This is a genomic window from Ramlibacter monticola, from assembly GCF_016722785.1.
In the GTDB taxonomy this organism is placed as follows: domain Bacteria; phylum Pseudomonadota; class Gammaproteobacteria; order Burkholderiales; family Burkholderiaceae_C; genus Ramlibacter; species Ramlibacter monticola.
In genome coordinates, this window is sequence record NZ_JAEQNE010000001.1 from 294,607 (window position 1) to 313,760 (window position 19,154).

The following is a 19,154-nucleotide window of genomic DNA, read 5'->3' on the forward strand; positions in this document are numbered from 1 at the left end:
CATGGCGAACGCCGGCATCCTCGCCGCCGTGGCCGGCCTCGCCGCGGCCGCGCTGCTCGGCCTGCTGGCCGGCGCGCTGCTCGCCGAGGGCGCGCTGCTGGTCCCGTACTGGCGCACGCTCCCGCCCGAGCAGTTCTACGCCCTGCACCCGACCTGGGGGCCGCGCCTGTACCGCTTCTACGCGCCGCTCACCATCGCCACGCCGCTCGCCGCGCTGCTCTCCGCGCTCGTCGCGGGTGTCGTCGGCGTCGGTGGCGGCCGCCTGCTGGCGGCCTGCGCGGCGGCCCTGCTCGCCCTGGCCCTGGTCGCCTGCTACGGCCTGTATTTCCGGCGCGCCAACGACGAATTCGCGCGCTGCGCGGTCCCGCCCGGCGAGCTCGCCGCCGCACTGGCGCGCTGGGCGGCCTGGCACCGCGCCCGCGTCGTGATCGCCATCCTGGCCTTTGCCTGCTCCCTCCTCGCCCTGTGAGGTTCCCATGAAAACCTATGTCGAATGGATCATCCGCCGCCGCTGGCTGGTCATCGCGCTGACGCTGCTCGTCACCGCGCTGGCCGGCTGGCAGGCGCAGCACCTGCGCATCGTGATCGACCCCAACAAGATGCTCCCGCCCTCGCACCCCTACGTCGCGACCGGGCTGGAAGTCTCCAGGGTGTTCGGCTCGAAGTACATCGTCGTGATCGGCATTGCGCCGAAGTTCGGCGATGTCTACCAGCCCGCCGTGCTCGCGAAGGTGGACCGCATCAGCGAAGGCCTGCGGCAGGCGCCCGGCGTCATCAAGTCGAGCCTGATCAGCCTGAGCGCGCGGCGCGCCAAGAACATCGCCGCCAGTGCCGACGGACTGGACGTGCGGCCCCTGATGGACGACCGGCACAACGATGCCCGGGCGCTCGCCAGGCTGAAGCTCGCGATCGACGCCAACCCGGTGTACCAGGACACCCTGGTCGCCCGCGACGGCCGGGCCACCGCGATCATCGTGGAGTTCAAGGAAGACGAAGCCGGCTACCGCGGCATCCTGGCGCGCGTGCAGCCCCTCGTCGAGCGCGAGCGCGACGCCACGGTCGACATCCACGTCGGCGGCGCCCCCGCCTTCCTCGCCGCCATCGAGAACTACTCGGAGCGCATGGGCATCCTGCTGCCGGTGGCGATCCTGGTGCTCGCGCTGGTGCTGTTCGAGGCCTTCCGCTCGCGCCAGGGGCTCGTCCTGCCGCTGCTGACCGGCATCCTGGCCGTGGCCTGGGGCGTCGGCGTGATGGGCGCGGCGGGCATTCCGCTGGACGTGTTCAACGCCACCACGCCGATCCTGATCCTCGCCGTGGCGACCGGCCATGCCGTGCAGATGCTCAAGCGCTACTACGACGAATACCACGCCCTGCGCGCCGGCGTGCTCGCGCCCGATCCGCACGAAGCCAACCGGCAGGCGGTGTCGCGCGCCGTGCAGCGCGTGGGCCCGGTCATGCTGGCCGCCGGCACGGTGGCCGCCCTCGGCTTCTTCTCGCTGGTGGTATTCGACGTCAGCACCGTGCGCACCTTCGGCATCTTCACCGGCATCGGCATCCTGGCCACCGTGCTGCTCGAGATGAGCTTCATCCCGGCGCTGCGCGCGGTGCTGGCGCCGCCGCGCGACGGCGACGGCCAGGACAGCCGCCGCTACGGGGTGTGGGACCGCACGACCTCCGCCATCGCCGATGTCGTGACCGGGCCCAACCGCCGGGACGTCTATGCCGGCGCCGTGCTCTTCGCCGTGCTGTGCCTGGCCGGGATGGCGCAGGTGACGGTGGACAACTCGATGAAGAGCTACTTCTCGCCGCGCCTGGCGCTGATGCAGGACGACCAGGCGCTGAACCGGCACCTGGGCGGCACCAACACGATCTTCGTGCTGGTGAAGGGGGCTGCCGAGGACGCGATGAAGGAGCCGCGCAACCTGCTCGCGATCGACGAACTCCAGCACTTCATCGAACGCCAGCCGAACGTGGGCAAGACGGTCTCCATCGCCGACTTCGTCAAGCGCATGCACCAGGCCATGAACGGCGACGACCCGGCTTTCCACGTCGTGCCGGCCAGCCGCGAGCTGATCTCGCAGTACCTGCTGCTGTACGCGATGTCCGGCGAACCGGGCGACTTCGACACCTATGTCGACTACGGCTACCGGCTCGCCAACGTGACCGTGTACCTGAAGTCGGACAGCAGCGCGGAGTTCCAGGCGCTGGCCGGGCGGATCGAGCGCTTTGCCGCCGCCCGCTTCGGCCCCGACGTCAAGGTTTCGATCGGCGGCGGCCTGGCCGAAGGCGCCGCGCTCAACGAGGTGATGGTGAAGGGCAAGATCCTCAACATCGTGCAGATCGCCGCGGTGGTCTTCGTGGTGGCCAGCCTGCTGTTCCGCTCGCTCGCCGCCGGGGCGCTGGTGCTGCTGCCGCTGGCGATGGCGGTGATCGCGACCTTCGGCCTGATCGGCTGGGCCGGCATCCCGCTCAACGTCTCGACCTCGCTGATCTCCGCGATGGCGGTGGGCATAGGCGCCGACTACGCGATCTACCTGATCTACCGCATCCGCGAAGAGCTGGCCACAGGCAGCCAGCCCGCCGCGGCCGTGCGCCGCGTGCTCGCCACCGCGGGCAAGGCGGTCCTGCTCGTCGCGCTCGCGGTGTCGGCCGGCTACGGCGTGCTGCTGCTGTCGATCGGATTCCACATCCACCAATGGCTCGCGCTGCTGATCGCGGCCGCCATGCTGGTCAGCGCCGTCGCCGCGCTGCTGCTGATCCCCGCCCTCGTGCTCACCCTGCGTCCTCGCTTCATCTTCGGAGAACCTGCCATGAAATCCATCCGTCCCGTCGCCACCACCGTCACCGGCCTGGCCCTTGCGACCGCCCTCGCCGTGCTGTCCACCGATTCGCGCGCCAGCGTGGAAGTGCAGCAGGTGATGGAGAAGAACGCCACCGTGTTCAAGGTCGCCGACTCGGTGCAGGACGCCACCTTCACGCTGGTCAACAAGGACGGCCAGGAGCGCGTGCGCAGGACCGCCAGCGCCACCAAGCTGCAGGCGAACGGCGTCGACAACATGCGGCTCACGCGCTTCACCGCGCCGGCCGACGTGAAGGACACCGTGACCCTGATGATCGAGAACTCCGCCAAGGACGACGACATCTGGGTCTACCTGCCGGCCCTGAAGAAGGTGCGCCGGCTGGTGGCGAGCAACAAGAAGGACAGCTTCGTCGGCACCGACTTCTCCTACGCCGACGTGATCGGCTACAAGGTCTCGGAGTGGAACTACAAGCTGCTGCGCGAGGACACGCTGGACGGGCAGCCGGTCTACGTGGTCGAGGCGCTGCCCAGGAGCGCTTCGGTGCGGTCCGACACCGGCTACGGGCGGCGCACCGACTGGATCCGCAAGGACAACCTGATGACGGTGAAGTCCGAGCTGCTCGATACCGCCGAACAGCCGCTGAAGACCATCGTCTTCAGCGACCTGCGCCTGGTGGACGCCGGGCGCGGCAAGTGGCAGGCGATGCAGATGGAGGCCAGCAACGTCCAGACGGGGCATCGCACGACCATCCGCATCGACAACTTCAAGGCCAACCAGAACGTGAAGGACGAGCTCTTCACGCCCCGCTACATGGAGAGCCAGTGAAACGGGTCCCGGTGCTGCTCGCGGCGATCGCCGCCGCCAGCCTCGTCGCCGCGTCCGCCCGCGCAGCGGGCGAGGCGGACGACAAGGCGACGCAAGGCGGCTGGCGCGAAGCCCTGAACGCGAGCGGCTCCCTCCGCGGCGCGTACTGGAGCTCGACGCGCGATCTCGACGACGAGCAGCACATTCCCAGCGCCTCGGCCTGGCTGAAGGTCGCGCCGCGCTTCGGCAAGGCAGCGTCGGCCCACATCGAAGGCTGGGTGCGCAGGGATGGGGACAAGAGCCAATCGCAGATGCGCGAGGCCTACCTGGACCTGCGGCAAGGCCCCGTGGACCTGCGCCTGGGGCAGCAGATCATCGCCTGGGGGCGCGCCGACGAACTGAACCCCACCGACAATCTCACGCCGCGCGACTACACGCTGCTGGTGCCCGAGGCCAGCGACCAGCGCTTCGGCACGGTCGGGGCGCGGGCGGTCTGGCACCTGGGCGATTACGCGCTCACCGGTGCCTGGCTGCCGCGCTTCCGCTCCAACATCTTCCCGATCGGCACCACGCCCGGCGTGACCGTGACGCGGGAGGCGCCGCACGACGCCGGCGCGGCGCTGAAGTTCGAGCGCACGGGCCGCGGCGTCGAGTGGTCCGTCTCGTACTACGACGGGCTGGACCCGAACCCGGACCTGGTGTTCGCCGGGGCCGGGCCGGGCGGGCTGCAGCTGGCCTTGCGCAACCACCCGATCCGCGTGCTGGGCGCCGACGTGGCCGGCGTGCTCGGTCGCTATGGGCTGCGCGCCGAGGCCGCCTACACCTGGACGAGCCACGACGAGGGACCGAACGCACTGGTCAAGAAACCCTTCTTCTACGGCGTGGCCGGCGCCGACCGCACCTTCGACAACGGCACCTACGTGAACCTGCAGTACTACCTGCGCCACATCGCAGGCTTCAGCGATCCGAACGCCATCGCCGATCCGCTGCAGCGCGCGATTGCGCTGCAGAGCGCGCTGATCTCCAACCAGCGGGACGCCACCGAGCACGGGATCAGCCTGCGCGTGTCGCACCGCTGGTTGAACGACACGCTGGAGGTCGAACTGCTGGGCGTGATCTCGCTCACCCGCGGCGACAACGCCTGGCGCCCCAAGCTCACCTATGCCCTCAGCGATTCGCTGAAGCTCACCGTCGGCGCCGACCTGTTTCGCGGCGGCCGCGATACCTACTTCGGCCGGCTACGCGACAACTCGCTCGCGTATGCGGAGCTGAAGTACGCGTTCTGAACGCCCCAACGATCCCCTCCCCGCCCCCCGCGCCCTGGAGCCTCCCATGAACACCCGAGTCGATCCCCTGCAGGTCCACCTGTTCTGCCTCGACGCCTTGCGCGCGCAGGCGGGCGCCGTGAGCAGCGCCGAAGAGGAACTGCTGGACGTGGCCGGCGTCCGCTCGCCCGGCCGGCGCGCCGAGATCGTGTACGGGCGTGCCGCGCTGCGCGGCCTGCTGGCGAAGGTCACGGGCGCCCGGCCCGACGAGCTGCGGCTGCGGCGCGACGACCGCGGCAAGCCTTCCGCCGTGCTGGCCAGCGGCCAGCCCGTGCAGGCCTTCAACGTCTCCCATTCCAATGGCGTGCTGGCCATCGCCATCGGGCCGGACGCGCCCGCCGTCGGTGTCGACGTCGAAGGCCCGGCGCCGGGCCTGGCCCCCGACGTGGAGGCGCTGGCGCGCAGCCACTTTTCTCCCGCCGAACGCGCCGAGGTGCTGGGGGCCGCCGCCAACGAGCGCATGCGGGTCTTCATGCGGGTGTGGACGCTGAAGGAGGCGGTGCTCAAGACCACGGGCGACGGCCTGGCCCACCCGTTGCGGACGGTGGAAGTGAGTGGAGCCCGCGGCACCCTGCATTGCCAGCTGGGCGCCCAGCGCCTGCCGATCTATGCCCGCCACCTCCGCCTGGCCCCGGCCTGGCACCTGGCGGTGGCCCGCTACGGCGAGCTGCCGCCCGTGACGCTGCACTGGATGACGGCGCTGCCGGCGCTGGGGCCGAGCTCGCATGCGCACGCCGACGACCATGCCTGTCCCTCCTGCAGGCCGGTCGCGACGGCGGTGGCGGCGCGGGAAGCGGGTGCGGCGATGGAAGCGGCCTGCGCCTGAGCGGGGCGCCTGCGGCCCGGCGGGGCGGCGACGCGAAGCCCGGCCGTTCGCACGAAGATCCAGTCGAGTTCGGCATCTTGACGCCCGGGCCGCGCGCCGACAGACTCCACCCGCTTTGCGGCCGCAGAGCCGGGAGGGGGAAGAACGCCAATGAACAGGAGACACGGTTCATGAAAACTTCCCTCGTGCTGGTTTCGTCCCTTGCCGCGCTCTGCGCCGCCATCCTCTCCGGATGCGGCGGGGCCTCGGCGCAGAACACCACGTTCACCCTGGCGAGTCCCGACCTCGCCTCGGGCACCTTTGCCAACAAGTTCATCCTGAACGGGTTCGGCTGTACGGGCGAGAACGTCTCGCCCGAACTCCGATGGGTCTTCCCGCCCGACGGGACCCGCTCGTTCTCCGTGCAGGTGCTCGATCTCGATGCGCCCACCGGGAGCGGGTTCTGGCACTGGGCCGTCTACAACATCCCGGCGAGCGCCACCGGCCTCGCCCAGGGGGCCGGCAACTCTCCCGCGACCCTGCCCGCCCCCGCCCATGGCGGGACCACCGACTTCCTCGATACCGGGGTGACGGGCGGGAACGGAAACTATGGCGGACCCTGCCCGCCGGCCGGCGATCCCCCGCATCGCTACGTCTTCACCGTGTACGCGCTGTCGGCGGAGGACGTGGAAGTCGCGGCACAGATCCCACCGACCGGCACCGCTGCGCTCCACAGCTTCGCGATGAACAAGGCGCTGGGGCCCGTCCTGCTTGGAAAGGCGAGTTTCACCGCGACGTTCGCGCGCTGAGCCGGCCGCGGCCCGCCTTCCGGCGATCGTCGATCAGCCGCGCAAGGCGGGCGGCGTGATGGGGATGCGTGTCCTTTGGATTGTCAGTGGCGTTGCAGTTGCGCCCATCCGGACAGGCTCGTGCCGCAGTTCTGGCAAACCGCGAGGAACCGGTCGGTCCGTTCACCGCAGTGCGTGCACTTGCGAGTGGTCTTTCGAACCACGATGTTCCCGGCGACCCCGAACAGCAGGCCGACGACCAGCATCACCTTGGCGAGGTGCCCGTACCAGGGTCCCGTGATCGCGAAGCCCGCGAAGACGGCCGCGACCAGGATGCAGACCCACGCCAATCCATAGAGAACGAATCGCATGATGGGAATCGATCCTAGTCCCGCGGTGCGTTCATGTCCTGGAACGAAAGTGCTGAATCGATTGCCGTTTGTGCGCGTTCTTCTGCGCCGGCGGTCGTGAACTTGCGACTTGTGTATCCGTGCGAACCCTGAGGCCGCAGCGGATCCTGATCCAGGTCAAGCTCGCCGCCCTCCCCCCCGCAACAGGGGGGATGCCGATGGGGGGGCCTTCCTACGCTGGAGGTCCACAAGGAGATAACGCATGGCCTTCACCCCGTCCGCCGTCGCCCCCCAAGGCCCGGCGATCATCGATGCCCGCTCCCGACTGCAATCCCTGCGCGTGGAGCCCCTCACCTGCGCGATCGGCGCGGAGATCGGCAACGTGAACCTCGGCGTCGCGTCGCGCGACCCGGACCTGCTCACCGAACTGCACCAGCTGCTGCTGCGGCACAAGGTCCTGTTCTTCCGCGACCAGGACATCACGCGCGCGGAACACGTCGCCTTCGCCAGGCACTTCGGCCCGCTGGAGGACCACCCGGTCGCCGGCAGCGACCCCGACCATCCCGGCCTCGTCCGGATCTACAAGTCGCCCGAGGTCCCGAACGACCGCTACGAGAACGCCTGGCATGCGGATGCCACCTGGCGCGAGAAGCCGCCCATGGGCTGCGTGCTGCGCTGCGTCGAGGCCCCCCCGGTGGGCGGCGACACGACATGGGCCAACATGGTCCTGGCCTACGAGAAGCTGCCGGAACCCATCAAGCAGCAGATCCTGCCGCTGCGCGCGCGCCACAGCATCGAGGCGACCTTCGGCGCGGCCATGCCGATCGAGAAGCGGCTGGCCCTGAAGGCGCAATACCCGGATCCCGAGCATCCCGTCGTGCGCACGCATCCCGAAACGGGCGAGAAGGTCCTGTTCGTCAACCCCTTCACCACCCACTTCACCAACTTCCACAACGCGCAGAACGTGCGCTATGGCCAGGACTACGCGCCGGGCGCCGCCCAGCTGCTGCAGTACCTGGTCTCGCAGGCTCAGGTGCCCGAATACCAGGTGCGCTTCCGCTGGCGCCCGAACAGCATGGCCATGTGGGACAACCGCTCGACCCAGCACTACGCGGTGATGGACTACCCGCCTTGCCACCGGAAGATGGAACGCGCCGGGATCATCGGCGACAAGCCCTTCTGACCCACCTCCCCTTGCACCAGGACACACCATGAATTTCCAGGACGGTTCCCTCTATCCCGAAAACCAGGAGAAGCTGGTCATCACCGCCGCGCCGTACGGGCCGGAGTGGATGCCCGCCGATTTCCCGGAGGACATCGCGGTCAGCATGAAGGACCAGGTCCAGAAGGCGGTCGACTGCTACAACGCCGGCGCCACCGTGCTGCACGTGCACGTGCGCGAGGAGGACGGCAAGGGCTCCAAGCGGCTGTCGAAGTTCAACGAGCTGCTCGCGGGCATCCGCGCCCGGGTGCCCGACATGATCCTGCAGGTGGGCGGCTCGATCAGCTTCGCGCCGGAGAGCGATGGCGACGTGGCCAAGTGGCTGTCGGACGACACGCGCCACATGCTCGCCGAGCTCCTGCCGGTGCCCGACCAGGTCACCATCGCGATCAACACCAACCAGATGAACGTGGTGGAACAGATGCTGCCGCAGGACGTGCACGGCACCAGCCTGGCCACGCCCGCGGGCATGCGCGCCTACCGCGAAATGACCATCCCGGCCGGGCCCGAGTGGGTGGAGGAGCACATCCGCCGCCTCACGAACAAGCGCATCCAGACCCATTTCCAGCTCGCCAACATCACGCAGCTCGAGACGGTGGAGCGCATGATGCGGCGCGGCGTCTGCAACGTGCCGCTGGTGCTGACGTGGGTGGCGATCGGCGGCGGCTTCGACCAGCCCAACCTGTACAACCTGGCGAACTTCGTGCGCGCCGTGCCGGACGGTGCGGTGCTCACGCTGGAGACGTCCATGCTCAACGTCCTGCCGATCAACATGCAGGCGATCACGCTGGGCCTGCACGTCCGCTGCGGCATCGAGGACAACATCTGGACGCAGGACCGCAAGTCGAAGATGTCCACGGTGCGACAGATCGAGCAGCTCACGCGCATCTCGCGCGAGTTCGGCCGCGAGGTCGCCGACGGGCAGGAGGCGCGGCGCATCTACCGCATCGGCGAGTTCTACGACAGCGCCGAGGAGACGCTGGCACGCAACGGCTTCACGCCGAATCGCAAGGCCGGCCAGCGCGGCTTCGTGCAGCACGCCGTGGCCGCCTGATCGCGGCAGCCGGGCCGGCAACGGCCCGGGCCACGATTCGCTGCGTGCGCGCGCCGGGGTCCAACTCCGGCGCGCGTACTTTTTCATGGGCGGCCGTCCCAAGCTCCGCACCCTGCGGGGCCGCGGCTGCACGGCTGCAATTGTCGGCAAGGCGACCCTGTCGCCCAGGAAGGCCTCCCGCTCCTCCTCAGGGAGGATGCATGCGTAGCGGAAATTCGCATAGCCTCCAAGGCTGACCCCCGGCGACCATTGGCTGGCTCCTGCCTGTCACCCGGACGCGCTGGTCGCACGATATGCCGCACATTTCCGAGCTGAACCACCTCTGCCATCCCCTGCGAATCGACCGGTACGCCCGCAACGCCGCCGGCCGCGACCTCATCGTCGGTGATATCCATGGCCACTTCAGCCGGCTCCGCAAGGCGCTGGACGCCATCGGATTCAACGAGCGCTCCGACCGCCTCTTCTGCCTGGGGGACCTGGTGGACCGGGGTCCGGATTCCCCGCAGGCGTTCGAGTGGCTCGCGAAGCCCTGGTTTCACAGCGTGCTGGGAAATCACGAGCGTGCCGCCCTCGAGTGGGCCTCGGGGGCACTGGACGAGGAGTTGTACGTCGCCAACGGCGGCGATTGGAACATCGGCGTGCCGGCGCAGCTCACGGTGGATCGCGCCGCGGTCTTCGCGGACCTGCCCGTGGCCATCGAGCTCGAGACTCCCGCCGGCCTGCTCGGTCTCGTGCACGCCGACGTGCCATCGGCCTCCTGGGAGGAATTCCGGGAGCAGCTTCGCCTCGACTCCGGCCGGCCGAACGACGAGCGCAGCACGCTGGACGGTGCAGTGAACTCCCGCCGCCGCTTCAAGCGCGGCATCGGCGGTCCCGTGGCAGGCGTCCACGCCGTCGTCGTCGGCCACACGAGGGTGGGCAGGCCGCGCTGGAGCAGCAACGTCCTGTGCATCGAAACCGGCGGCTGGTTCGACGGCTACCTCACGGTCGTCGACGCCAGCACGCTCACGACGGCAGTCCGCCTGCGCTGAGCTGCGAGATCCGGACCCCGTGCCCGGGAGACGGGGCCCCGACAGGAAACTTGCCAGCGGCGGCGGCGCCGCTACAGTGCGGTGCACTTGCACCTGGCAAGCAGTTCCTCCACAGGAGATCGAGCATGGCGCTGGCGCTCTACGGGCATCCCTTTTCCTCCTACACGCAGAAGGTGCTCATCGCGCTCTACGAGAACGGGCAAGGCTTCGAGTTCCGCTGCATCGATGCGAAATTCCCCGAGCACGTCGCCGAGTGGCTCCGCCGCTGGCCGATGCGCAAGTTCCCCCTGCTCCTCGACGGGGACCGCGGCATCGTCGAAACCAGCGTGATCATCGAGTACCTGCAACTCGCCCATCCCGGCCCCGTCCGCCTGCTGCCCGCCGACCCCATGGCGGCGCTCGACGTGCGCTTCCGGGACCGCTTCTTCGACCTGTACGTCATGTCGCCCGTGCAGCACGCCGTCGGCGGCGCGCTGACGGGTGACGCGACGAAGCGCAGCGAGGCGCTGGCGCTGGCGCGCGAGCAGCTGGCCACGGCCTACGCCTGGCTTGAAGCTCAACTCCCAGGCAAGTCCTGGGCTGCCGGCGCGGACTTCACGCTGGCCGACTGCGCCGCGGCGCCATCGCTGTTCTATGCGGACTGGGTCCACCGGATCGCGGAGGAATTCCCGCTCGTGCGGGCCTACCGGGCCCGCCTGCTGGAGCGGCCTTCGTTCCGGCGCGCCGTGGACGAGGCGCGGCCGTTCCGCGGGCTGTTTCCGCTCGGCGCACCGGACCGGGATTGACCAGCCCGCGACTGCGGCGCGGCCTCGACTGCGGGGGACTCTTCGGAAGGGCTTGGCGCGTCGGTGCCCTCACCGCTGCGCCACGGCAATGATCGTCTCCTGCATCGCCTTCGCCGCCACCGACAGGGCCTTGCCCTTGCGGCGGGCCAGCAGGATAGGCCGGCGCAGTTGCTTGTCCCGCACCGGGACGCTGGCGAGCCCGCTGCGCAGGAAGTGGAACAGGGTGAGCTCCGGGACCACGCTGACGCCCAGCCCCTGCGAGACCAGGGCCGCCACGGTGGCGAGGTGCTCGACCTCCAGGGCGCCGGTGCGAACGGTGACGCCCGCGGCCTCGAGATGCTGCCGCACGCTGCTGCTGCGCGCCAGGTGCACGATCTCTTCGTCCCGCAGGTCCGCCAGGGCGACGCTGCGCTTGCCGGCCAGGGGATGCGTGCCGGGGCAGACCAGGTGGAAACGCTCGCACTTGAGTTCCTGCACGGCGAACTCGCGCAGGTCGCCGCCCGCGGCGATCGCCAGGTCGACGCGCCCTTCCCTCAGCAGCGCCAACCCGCCGGCGGCGAGCGTGTCGAACAGTTCGACGCGGATGTTGGGGTGTCGCGCGCGGTAGAGCGCGATCACCTGCGGCATCCAGACAGCGGCCACGGACGGCAGCGCCGCGACGGCCACCTTGCCCACGCGGCGCGTCGCCAGTTCGTTCAGGTGGGCCAGCGCGTGCTGCAGGTCCTGCTGGATGCGGCGGATCTCCTCGGCGAACACCTCGCCCTCGGGGGTGAGGGTCACGTGCCGCGTGGAGCGCTCGAACAGGGCGACGCCGGCGGTCCGCTCGATGCGGGCGATCTTCTGGCTGAAGGCGCTTTGCGACAGGTGGCAGCGCTCCGCCGCGCGCGTGAAGTGCTGCGCCTGCGCAAGGGCGAGAAAGGCCTCCAGGTCGCGCGAAGACAGATTGATTGATCCCATGGATGAAACGATCCGATCTTTCCATTTTACGAACGAGCGCAGCGCCCCTAAGGTAAGGCCATGACTCTCCTGCCTGACACCGGAAAGGGCGTGCTGCGCATCGGCTGCGGGGCCGGCTTCTCGGGCGACCGCTGGGATGCGGCCGTGCCCGTGGTCCGGACGCTGCGCGCCGCCGGCGGCCCCGCCGTGCTGATGTTCGAAACGCTCGCCGAGCGCACCCTGGCCCTTGCGCAACTGAGGCGCAGGCTCGACCCCGACGCCGGCTGGGAACCCTCGCTCGAGCGCTTCGTCGCGCCGGTGCTGCGGGACTGCGTCGAAGCAGGCATCCCCATCGTGGGCAACTTCGGGGCGGCGAACCCGCGGGGCGCGGCGCGCAGGCTGCAGCAGCTCGCCGCTTCGCTCGGACTGCCGGCGCTGAGGGTCGCGGTCGTGGAAGGCGACGACCTGCTCGCCGCGCTGCCCGCCGAACGCATGAACGGCATCGTTCCCGGGCCCCTCCGGGGCAAATCACTGGTCAGCGCCAACGCCTACCTCGGCGCCGGCGCGATCGCCGAGGCCCTGCGGGCCCGGGCGCAGGTCGTGGTGACGGGCCGCGTCGCGGACCCGTCGCTCGCGCTCGGGCCGATGCTCGCGCATTTCGGCTGGGCGGAGGACGACTGGGACCGCCTCGCCTGCGGCACGATGGCCGGCCACCTGCTGGAGTGCGGCGCGCAGGTCACGGGCGGCTACTTCGCCGACCCGGGCGTCAAGGACGTGCCCGATGTCGCGAACGCCGGCTTCCCGATCGTCGAGATGCACGCCGACGGCGGCTTCGTCGTGACCAAGGCCGCCGGCACGGGCGGCTGCGTGGACCGGCGCACGGTGACCGAGCAGCTGCTCTACGAGATCCACGACCCCGCGGCCTACCTGACGCCGGACGTGGTCGCAGACATCGGCGACGCCGAACTGGCCGAGGATGGCGCGGACCGCATCCGGGTCTCCGGCGTGCGCGGCCGTCCGCGCCCGGCGAGCTTCAAGGCGACCCTCTGCTACGAGGGCGGATGGCTGGCCGAGGGAGAGATCTCCTACGCGGGCCCCAATGCGGCGGCGCGCGCGCGCCTGGCCGGGGACATCGTGTGCCAGCGCCTGGGGCAGCTCGGGCTGGGCCATCTCGCCCTGCGGGCCGACCTGATCGGCGTGGCCAGCGTGCTGGCCGACGACGGCGGCCGGTGGTGGCGCCACCAGGATCTGCTGCCGCGCGACGACGTGCGGCTTCGCATCGCGGCGGCATCGGCGGTGAAGGACGAAGCCGAAACCGTGACCCGCGAGGTGCTGGCCCTGTATACCTGCGGGCCTGCCGGCGGCGGCGGCGTGCGCACGCAGGTGACGCCGCGCCTCGCGAGCGACTCCTGCCTCGTGCCGCGCGAGTGGCTGCAACCCACCTGGGGCTTCGCGCAATGACCGCCGTCCTGCTGCATTCCCTCGCCCACGCGCGCACCGGCGACAAGGGCAACCGCTCCTCGATCAGCCTCGTCGCGTACGACCCGCGGCACTGGCAGGCGCTGGTCGATCAGGTGACGGAGGAACGCGTCGCCGCGCTGTTCGCCGACCGGCGGCCCACGCAGGTGCGGCGCTACCTCCTGCCGCGGCTGCACGCCATGAACTTCGTGCTCGACGAGGTCCTGGACGGCGGCGTCAACGGATCCCTCAATCTCGACAGCCACGGCAAGACCCTGTCGGGGCTGCTGCTCACCCTCACCATCGAACTGGAGACAAGCCCATGAAACCACGTGCCTTCCTGGCCGCCCTGCTCGCGGCCGCACCGCTGGCGGCGCTGGCGGACTACCCGGACAAGCCCGTCACCTTCATCGTGCCCTTCGCGGCCGGCAGCGCGACGGACCAGCTGGCACGCGCCCTGGGCCAGGCGGTCACCGCCGAAACGAAGCAGCCAGTGGTGGTCGACAACAAGCCGGGCGCCAATGCGTTCATCGGGGCGCAGGCCGCCGCCAAGGCCCCCAGGGACGGCTACAGCGTGTTCATCACCACCAACACGACCCATGCCGCGAACGAGCACCTGTTCAAGAAGCTGCCCTACGACCCGGTGAAGGAATTCGAGCCGGTGACGCTGCTTTCCAAAGGCGGGCAGATCCTGATCGTGAACAACAACGTGCCCGTCCACAGCGTGCAGGATCTCGTCAAGCTCGCGAAGTCCAGGCCCGGCAAGCTGTCCTTCGGCTATGGCAGTTCGTCCAGCCGCATCGCGGGCGAGATGTTCAAGCAGATGACGGGCACGTACATCCTGAGCATCCCCTACCGCAGCAACCCGCCGGCCGTGACGGACCTGATCGGCGGGCAGATCGACATGATGATCACCGACATGACGACCGGCCTGCCCCAGGTCAAGGCCGGCAAGGTGAAGGCGCTCGGGGTGTCCACCTCGAAGCGAACCGCGCTCGCGCCGGAGATCCCGACCATCAGCGAAGCGGGTGTCAAGGGCTACGACATCAGCTTCTGGTTCGCCGCCTATGTGCCCGCCGGCACCCCGCCGGCGATCGTCTCCCGCCTCAACGAGATTCTCGCCCGGGCCAACAGGAGCCAGACGGTGAGCTCGTTCTATGCGCAGAGCGGGTTCGACGCGCTCGCCGGCACGCCCGAAGACCTGCGCCGGTTCCAGGCGGCCGAATCGGAGAAGTGGCGCAAGATCATCGTCGGCGCCGGCATCGAGAAGGAGTGAGTTCCCCGCGCCGGCCGGAGCTCGGCTCGGGCGGCTGGCGCGGCCTTGCGCCGACTCAGCCCGTGGGAGACCTGAATCTCGCGATCGCCGCCTTGGCGTCCTCGATCGCGTTCAGTTCGAGCTTCTTGCTGCCCCATTTCGGCTTGTCGAGGTATTCCGTGACCGCGGTCACCCGCTTGATCACCCTGCCGTCGGCCCGGATCGTGTAGCTGCCGAACCGGTCGCTTTCGATCTCGTAGGTGGTTTCCGGCCAGGTCTCGCTCACGTAGGTAATCTGCATTCCCGATTGTCTCTGCCCCGGGCTGCGCCGTGGTCGGTCGCCCGCTGTCGGGCATGGCCTACATCGCCGGGCGCCCCCCGGGAGGGCCCGATCCGCGACAATGCATCGGTTTCCCCCGTGACAGCCATGAACACCAAGCGTCTTTACATTCTCCCCCTCGCCTTTGCCTTCGCCATCGCGGCGACCTCCCTGTTCCCCAGCCCGGCGGCTCTGGCGGCCCCCCATGCCAAATCCGCCGCCCCGAAGAAACACCCGGCCGCCGCGCCGGCTGCGGCGCCCGCCGCCGGCCAGACAGCCGTTGCCGGTGGCGCGCCGGCGCTCGCCGCCAGGTCCTGGCTGCTGATGGATTTCGACTCCGGTGAAGTGCTCGCTTCCAGCAACCCCGACGAGCCGCTGCCGCCCGCGTCCCTGACCAAGATGATGACCAGCTACCTGGTCGAGCAGGCGCTCCGCTCGGGCAAGCTGAAGAAGGAAGACCTCGTCACGGTCAGCCAGAACGCCTGGTGCCGGGGCTCGGGCACCGAGTCGTGCATGTACCTGCCCTTGAATGCCCAGGCCACGGTGATCGACATCCTGCGCGGCATCATCATCCAGTCCGGCAACGATGCGTCCAAGGCGATCGCCGAGCACATGGCCGGCTCCGAAGAGGGCTTCGCCAAGCTCATGAACGCCGAAGCGAAGCGCCTGGGCATGACCCACACGAACTTCGTGAACGCCACCGGCCTGCCCGACCCGGCGCACAAGGCATCCGCGCGCGACCTCGCCATCCTGGCGCGGGCGATCATCCGCGACAGCACCGAGTACTACCCGATCTACTCGGAGCGCGAGTTCAAGTACAACAACATCAAGCAGGGCAACCGCAACGCCCTGCTCTACACGGACCCGACGGTCGACGGCCTCAAGACGGGCCATACCGACGAAGCGGGCTACTGTCTCGTCACCTCGAGCAAGCGCAACGGGATGCGCCTCATCACGGTCATCCTCAACACCAGCAGCGCGCAGGCGCGGGCCGACCAGACGCGTGCCCTCCTGGGGTGGGGCTTCAGCAACTTCGAAAAGGCCACCCCGATCCAGCCGAACGCGGTGGTCGGGACGGCCAAGGTGAGCTTCGGCAAGGCCGAGACCGTGGGCGCAGGCCTGGGCACGCCGTGGACCGTGACCGTGCCGCGCGGCCAGCCGGTGCAGACCTCGGTGCAGCTCAAGCCGGACCTGGAGGCGCCGGTGACCAAGGGCGCCGTGATCGGCAAGGTGGTCGCGAGCTCCAACGGCAAGCCGGTGGGAGAAGCGCCGCTGGTCGCGCAGGCCGACGTGGAACGCTCGGGCCTGATGCTGCTTGCGTGGCAGCACGTGACCAAGTGGTTCGGCAAGTAAGCGCGCCTTGCGCTTGCGGGCTACCGTCTCGACGGTAGCCGGCGCTGCGCCGCGCTCCGGCGACAGCTTTTTTACCCGGGTGATATTGACCTCCGATTTTTACCCGGGTATTATTCCGCCCATGGAATACGATCCGCGTCATGCCTGCACGCTTTTCGTCGGCTCCCGGCGCCTTGCTTCGGGCACCCTCGAGGATGTTGCGGTCGCTGCTGCCCTCCAAGGCGACCCCCTCGAGCCGCTGCTCGTCTTCAGCGATTCGACTGGCAACCAGATGGACCTGGACCTGCGCGGGAGCGAGGCGCAGATCCGCGAGAGGTACCGCGCACCGACCCTGGAGCCGCCGGCCGAACGCGGGCGCGGCCGTCCCCGCCTGGGGGTGGTCGCCCGTGAAGTCACCTTGTTGCCCGACCAGTGGGACTGGCTCGCTTCACAGCCTGGTGGGGCATCCGTTGCCCTGCGCAAGCTGGTGCAGGAGGCGCGGCGGGCCGGCTCGACGCGCGACCGGATGCGGCGCGCGCAAGAGCGCACCTACAAGGTGATGGTGGCGCTGGCCGGCAATCGGCCGGGCTTCGAGGAAGCGACACGCTCGCTGTTCGCCGTCGACCTGGACGCGTTTCGCGAACACATGAGGGAGTGGCCCGAGGATGTCCGGAAGCACTTGATCCGGCTCGCGGATCCCGACGACCCGCAAGCCTAGGCCGCTGCAGGAAACGAAAACGCCACCCGGAGGTGGCGTTTTGCTTTGGTGGGTGGGACTTCCTCGCGCGGAGTGAATGGAACCCGCGCCCCAACCCGATGACATGCAGCCAGCGCGGCAGCGCGCGGCGTCGCGCGGTCCAGGACGCCGAGCCGTCCTGGAGTTTGCGCTGAATCAAGCAATGGTCGCGACTCATGGAGCACCCGGTTGACCCGGGGTACCCCATGTATACAGAGTCCAGTACGCAAACAACAGCACCTTCCGCGCTGCTGATTCGAGGTACTGCCCTTGCCACCGACCCTCCAACCCGTGAAGCGACCGGTCGCCCTCGGCGAGCAGGTCTACACATCCCTGCAGACGCATTTGCGCAGCGGCGCCGTCGCGCCCGGCCAGCCGCTGCAGGAAGTGCAGCTCGCCGAACTGCTCGGCGTCTCGCGCACCCCGGTGCGGGAAGCCATGACGCGCCTGGCCAGCGAAGGCCTCCTCAGCGCGCAGGGGCGCAGCTTCGTCGTGCCCGAGCTCACCCTGGCCGACCTCGACGAGATCTACGAGATCCGGGCGCTGCTGGAGCCTCCCGCACTGCGCCGCATTGCCGCAGCGACCGCCAAGGCGACCGTGCGCGCCCCCATCGACGCGGCCCTGGCGGACGCCGTCGCCGCCCACCGGGCCGATGACTCCAGCGCGTTCCGCGAGGCGGCCGCGCGCTTCCGCGTCGCCTGGCTGGCGCTGGTGCCGAACTCGCGCCTGGTGCGCGCGATCGGCCAGTACGCCGACCACATGCAGCACATCCGTGTCCTGACGCTGGGCGAGGCCCGGGTCCGCGACATCGTGCTGAAAGGCCTGCAGCAGATCGGCGCGGCGCTCGCCCGCGGCGACGGCGATGCCGCCGCCGAGGCCATGCACGAGAACCTGCGGCAGGCCAAGAAAGCCTTCATCACCGCTTCCGGACTTCGTTAGGAGCCCCCATGGACTACCACGCCGAAATTCCCTACGGTGCTTACTGGAGCACGCCCTTCGCCCGTTGGCAGGGCAGCTTCGCCGGCCTCCACAGCCTGGAGTTCGCGGCGCACGTCGCGCGCCAGGAACTCGCCCGGCGCAAGATCGATCCGCAAGCCTTCGACTACGCGGTGCTCGGTTTCTCGGTGCCGCAGAAGCATTCGTTCTACGGCCTGCCCTGGCTCACCGGCCTGATCGGGGCCGACCGCGTCGGCGGACCGACGCTGATGCAGGCCTGCGCCACCGGCGTGCGCACCCTGCTCGCGGCCGTGCAGGAGATCGAGGTGGGGCTGGCGCGGACGGCGCTGGTGCTCACCTGCGACCGCACCTCGAACGGTCCCCACCTCTACTACCCGAATCCGCGCGGCCCGGGGGGGACCGGGGCCGCCGAGGACTGGGTGATGGACAACTTCGGCTGCGATCCCCTGGGCGGCCATTCGATGCTGGCCACCGCCGAAAACGTCGCCAGGCGCCACGGCATCGCCACCGCGGAACAGCACGAGGTGGTGCTGCGGCGCGAGGCGCAATACGCGGAATCGCTGGCCGACGGTGCGGCCTTCCTCAAGCGCTTCATGACGCTGCCCTTCCCGGTGCCGGCGCCAGGCTTCAAGAAGGTGACCGGCACCCTGGAGGGCGACGAAGGCGTGTCGCGCTCCAGCGCCGAGGGCCTCGCCGCCCTGAAGCCCGTGCTGGCCGGCGGCACCGTCACCTACGGCGGACAGACCCATCCCGCCGACGGCAACGCGGCGCTCGTCGTCACGACCCGGGAGCGGGCGCGCGAACTCGCGACCGATCCGAAGATCCGCGTGCGCGTGCGCGGCTTCGGGCAGGCGCGGGCCGAACTGGCGCACATGCCGGAGGCCATGGTGCCGGCGGCGCAGCGCGCCCTGGCCCAGGCCGGGCAGCGCATCGAACAGATGGCCGCCCTCAAGACCCACAACCCCTTCGCGGTCAACGACCTCCTGTTCGCCCGCGCGACGGGCGTGGACTGGCGCAGGATGAACAACCACGGTTGTTCGCTGGTCTGGGGCCACCCGCAGGCCCCGATGGGCACCCGCTCGGTGATCGAGCTGATCGAGGAACTCGCCCTGCGTGGCGGCGGCCTCGGACTCTTCACGGGATGCGCCGCGGGCGACACCGCCATGGCGCTGGTGCTGGAAGTCATGGACGCCTGA

General features: G+C 69.7%; 19 protein-coding genes. 16 read left to right on the plus strand and 3 right to left on the minus strand.

Annotation, left to right across the window (positions count from 1 at the left end; all coding sequences use genetic code 11):
• The first annotated feature begins 1 nt into the window (after position 1).
• The 5 genes from JJ685_RS01330 to JJ685_RS01350 all read left to right on the plus strand — a co-directional run bounded on the left by JJ685_RS01330 (position 2) and on the right by JJ685_RS01350 (position 6,544).
• Positions 2–469: a DUF1772 domain-containing protein gene (locus JJ685_RS01330; protein WP_201672373.1), complete on the plus strand. Its 468-nt coding sequence runs from the start codon at positions 2–4 to the stop codon at positions 467–469.
• A gap of 7 nt (positions 470–476) precedes the next feature.
• Positions 477–3,626, plus strand: a complete 3,150-nt coding sequence (locus tag JJ685_RS01335; protein WP_201672374.1) for an outer membrane lipoprotein-sorting protein — start codon at positions 477–479, stop codon at positions 3,624–3,626.
• Positions 3,623–4,891: a DUF1302 domain-containing protein gene (locus JJ685_RS01340; protein ID WP_201672375.1), complete on the plus strand. Its 1,269-nt coding sequence runs from the start codon at positions 3,623–3,625 to the stop codon at positions 4,889–4,891. Before JJ685_RS01335 ends, JJ685_RS01340 begins: the two co-directional genes overlap by 4 nt.
• A 46-nt stretch (positions 4,892–4,937) precedes the next feature.
• Positions 4,938–5,756: a 4'-phosphopantetheinyl transferase family protein gene (locus JJ685_RS01345; protein ID WP_201672376.1), complete on the plus strand. Its 819-nt coding sequence runs from the start codon at positions 4,938–4,940 to the stop codon at positions 5,754–5,756.
• A gap of 170 nt (positions 5,757–5,926) precedes the next feature.
• Positions 5,927–6,544: a YbhB/YbcL family Raf kinase inhibitor-like protein gene (locus JJ685_RS01350; protein WP_201672377.1), complete on the plus strand. Its 618-nt coding sequence runs from the start codon at positions 5,927–5,929 to the stop codon at positions 6,542–6,544.
• An 83-nt stretch (positions 6,545–6,627) separates the two neighbouring features.
• On the opposite strand, the gene JJ685_RS01355 is transcribed toward JJ685_RS01350, so the two are convergent.
• Complete coding sequence (locus tag JJ685_RS01355; protein WP_201672378.1) at positions 6,628–6,894, minus strand: hypothetical protein; 267 nt, start codon at positions 6,892–6,894, stop codon at positions 6,628–6,630.
• A 313-nt stretch (positions 6,895–7,207) separates the two neighbouring features.
• Between JJ685_RS01355 and JJ685_RS01360 the strand changes: the two genes are divergently transcribed.
• The 4 genes from JJ685_RS01360 to JJ685_RS01375 all read left to right on the plus strand — a co-directional run bounded on the left by JJ685_RS01360 (position 7,208) and on the right by JJ685_RS01375 (position 10,965).
• A complete protein-coding gene (locus tag JJ685_RS01360; RefSeq protein WP_201673654.1) occupies positions 7,208–8,056 on the plus strand; it encodes a TauD/TfdA dioxygenase family protein in 849 nt (282 codons plus the stop codon).
• A 28-nt stretch (positions 8,057–8,084) separates the two neighbouring features.
• Entirely contained in the window at positions 8,085–9,149 is a 1,065-nt protein-coding gene (locus JJ685_RS01365; RefSeq protein ID WP_201672379.1) for a BKACE family enzyme, read from the plus strand.
• Between the two features lie 293 nt (positions 9,150–9,442).
• Positions 9,443–10,180: a metallophosphoesterase gene (locus tag JJ685_RS01370; RefSeq protein ID WP_201672380.1), complete on the plus strand. Its 738-nt coding sequence runs from the start codon at positions 9,443–9,445 to the stop codon at positions 10,178–10,180.
• A gap of 125 nt (positions 10,181–10,305) precedes the next feature.
• Entirely contained in the window at positions 10,306–10,965 is a 660-nt protein-coding gene (locus JJ685_RS01375; protein ID WP_201672381.1) for a glutathione S-transferase family protein, read from the plus strand.
• Positions 10,966–11,034: 69 nt separating this feature from the next.
• Here JJ685_RS01375 and JJ685_RS01380 read toward each other — a convergent pair whose 3' ends face one another.
• Positions 11,035–11,922 (minus strand): LysR family transcriptional regulator, encoded by an 888-nt coding sequence (locus tag JJ685_RS01380; RefSeq protein WP_201672382.1) that lies wholly within the window; start codon positions 11,920–11,922, stop codon positions 11,035–11,037.
• Positions 11,923–11,982: 60 nt separating this feature from the next.
• On the opposite strand from JJ685_RS01380, the gene JJ685_RS01385 reads away from it, so the two are divergent.
• The 3 genes from JJ685_RS01385 to JJ685_RS01395 are packed head-to-tail and all read left to right on the plus strand — an operon-like array spanning position 11,983 to position 14,635.
• A complete protein-coding gene (locus JJ685_RS01385; protein ID WP_201672383.1) occupies positions 11,983–13,362 on the plus strand; it encodes an acyclic terpene utilization AtuA family protein in 1,380 nt (459 codons plus the stop codon).
• A complete protein-coding gene (locus JJ685_RS01390) occupies positions 13,359–13,685 on the plus strand; it encodes an AtuA-related protein (protein ID WP_201672384.1) in 327 nt (108 codons plus the stop codon). Before JJ685_RS01385 ends, JJ685_RS01390 begins: the two co-directional genes overlap by 4 nt.
• Positions 13,682–14,635: a Bug family tripartite tricarboxylate transporter substrate binding protein gene (locus tag JJ685_RS01395; protein ID WP_201672385.1), complete on the plus strand. Its 954-nt coding sequence runs from the start codon at positions 13,682–13,684 to the stop codon at positions 14,633–14,635. Before JJ685_RS01390 ends, JJ685_RS01395 begins: the two co-directional genes overlap by 4 nt.
• A 55-nt stretch (positions 14,636–14,690) precedes the next feature.
• Here the strand turns inward: JJ685_RS01395 and JJ685_RS01400 are convergent, their stop codons facing one another.
• Positions 14,691–14,915 carry a hypothetical protein gene (locus JJ685_RS01400; RefSeq protein ID WP_201672386.1) on the minus strand — a complete coding sequence of 75 codons (225 nt, stop codon included), beginning with the start codon at positions 14,913–14,915 and terminating at the stop codon, positions 14,691–14,693.
• Between the two features lie 126 nt (positions 14,916–15,041).
• Here JJ685_RS01400 and JJ685_RS01405 point away from each other — a divergent pair, with 126 nt between their 5' ends.
• From JJ685_RS01405 to JJ685_RS01420, 4 genes are all read left to right on the plus strand, one after another.
• Entirely contained in the window at positions 15,042–16,286 is a 1,245-nt protein-coding gene (locus tag JJ685_RS01405; RefSeq protein ID WP_201672387.1) for a D-alanyl-D-alanine carboxypeptidase family protein, read from the plus strand.
• Between the two features lie 121 nt (positions 16,287–16,407).
• Positions 16,408–16,983 carry a DUF2239 family protein gene (locus JJ685_RS01410; protein WP_201672388.1) on the plus strand — a complete coding sequence of 192 codons (576 nt, stop codon included), beginning with the start codon at positions 16,408–16,410 and terminating at the stop codon, positions 16,981–16,983.
• A gap of 309 nt (positions 16,984–17,292) precedes the next feature.
• Entirely contained in the window at positions 17,293–17,940 is a 648-nt protein-coding gene (locus tag JJ685_RS01415; RefSeq protein WP_201672389.1) for a GntR family transcriptional regulator, read from the plus strand.
• 8 nt (positions 17,941–17,948) lie between these two features.
• Positions 17,949–19,154, plus strand: coding sequence for a thiolase family protein (locus JJ685_RS01420; protein WP_201672390.1), 1,206 nt, complete (start codon positions 17,949–17,951; stop codon positions 19,152–19,154).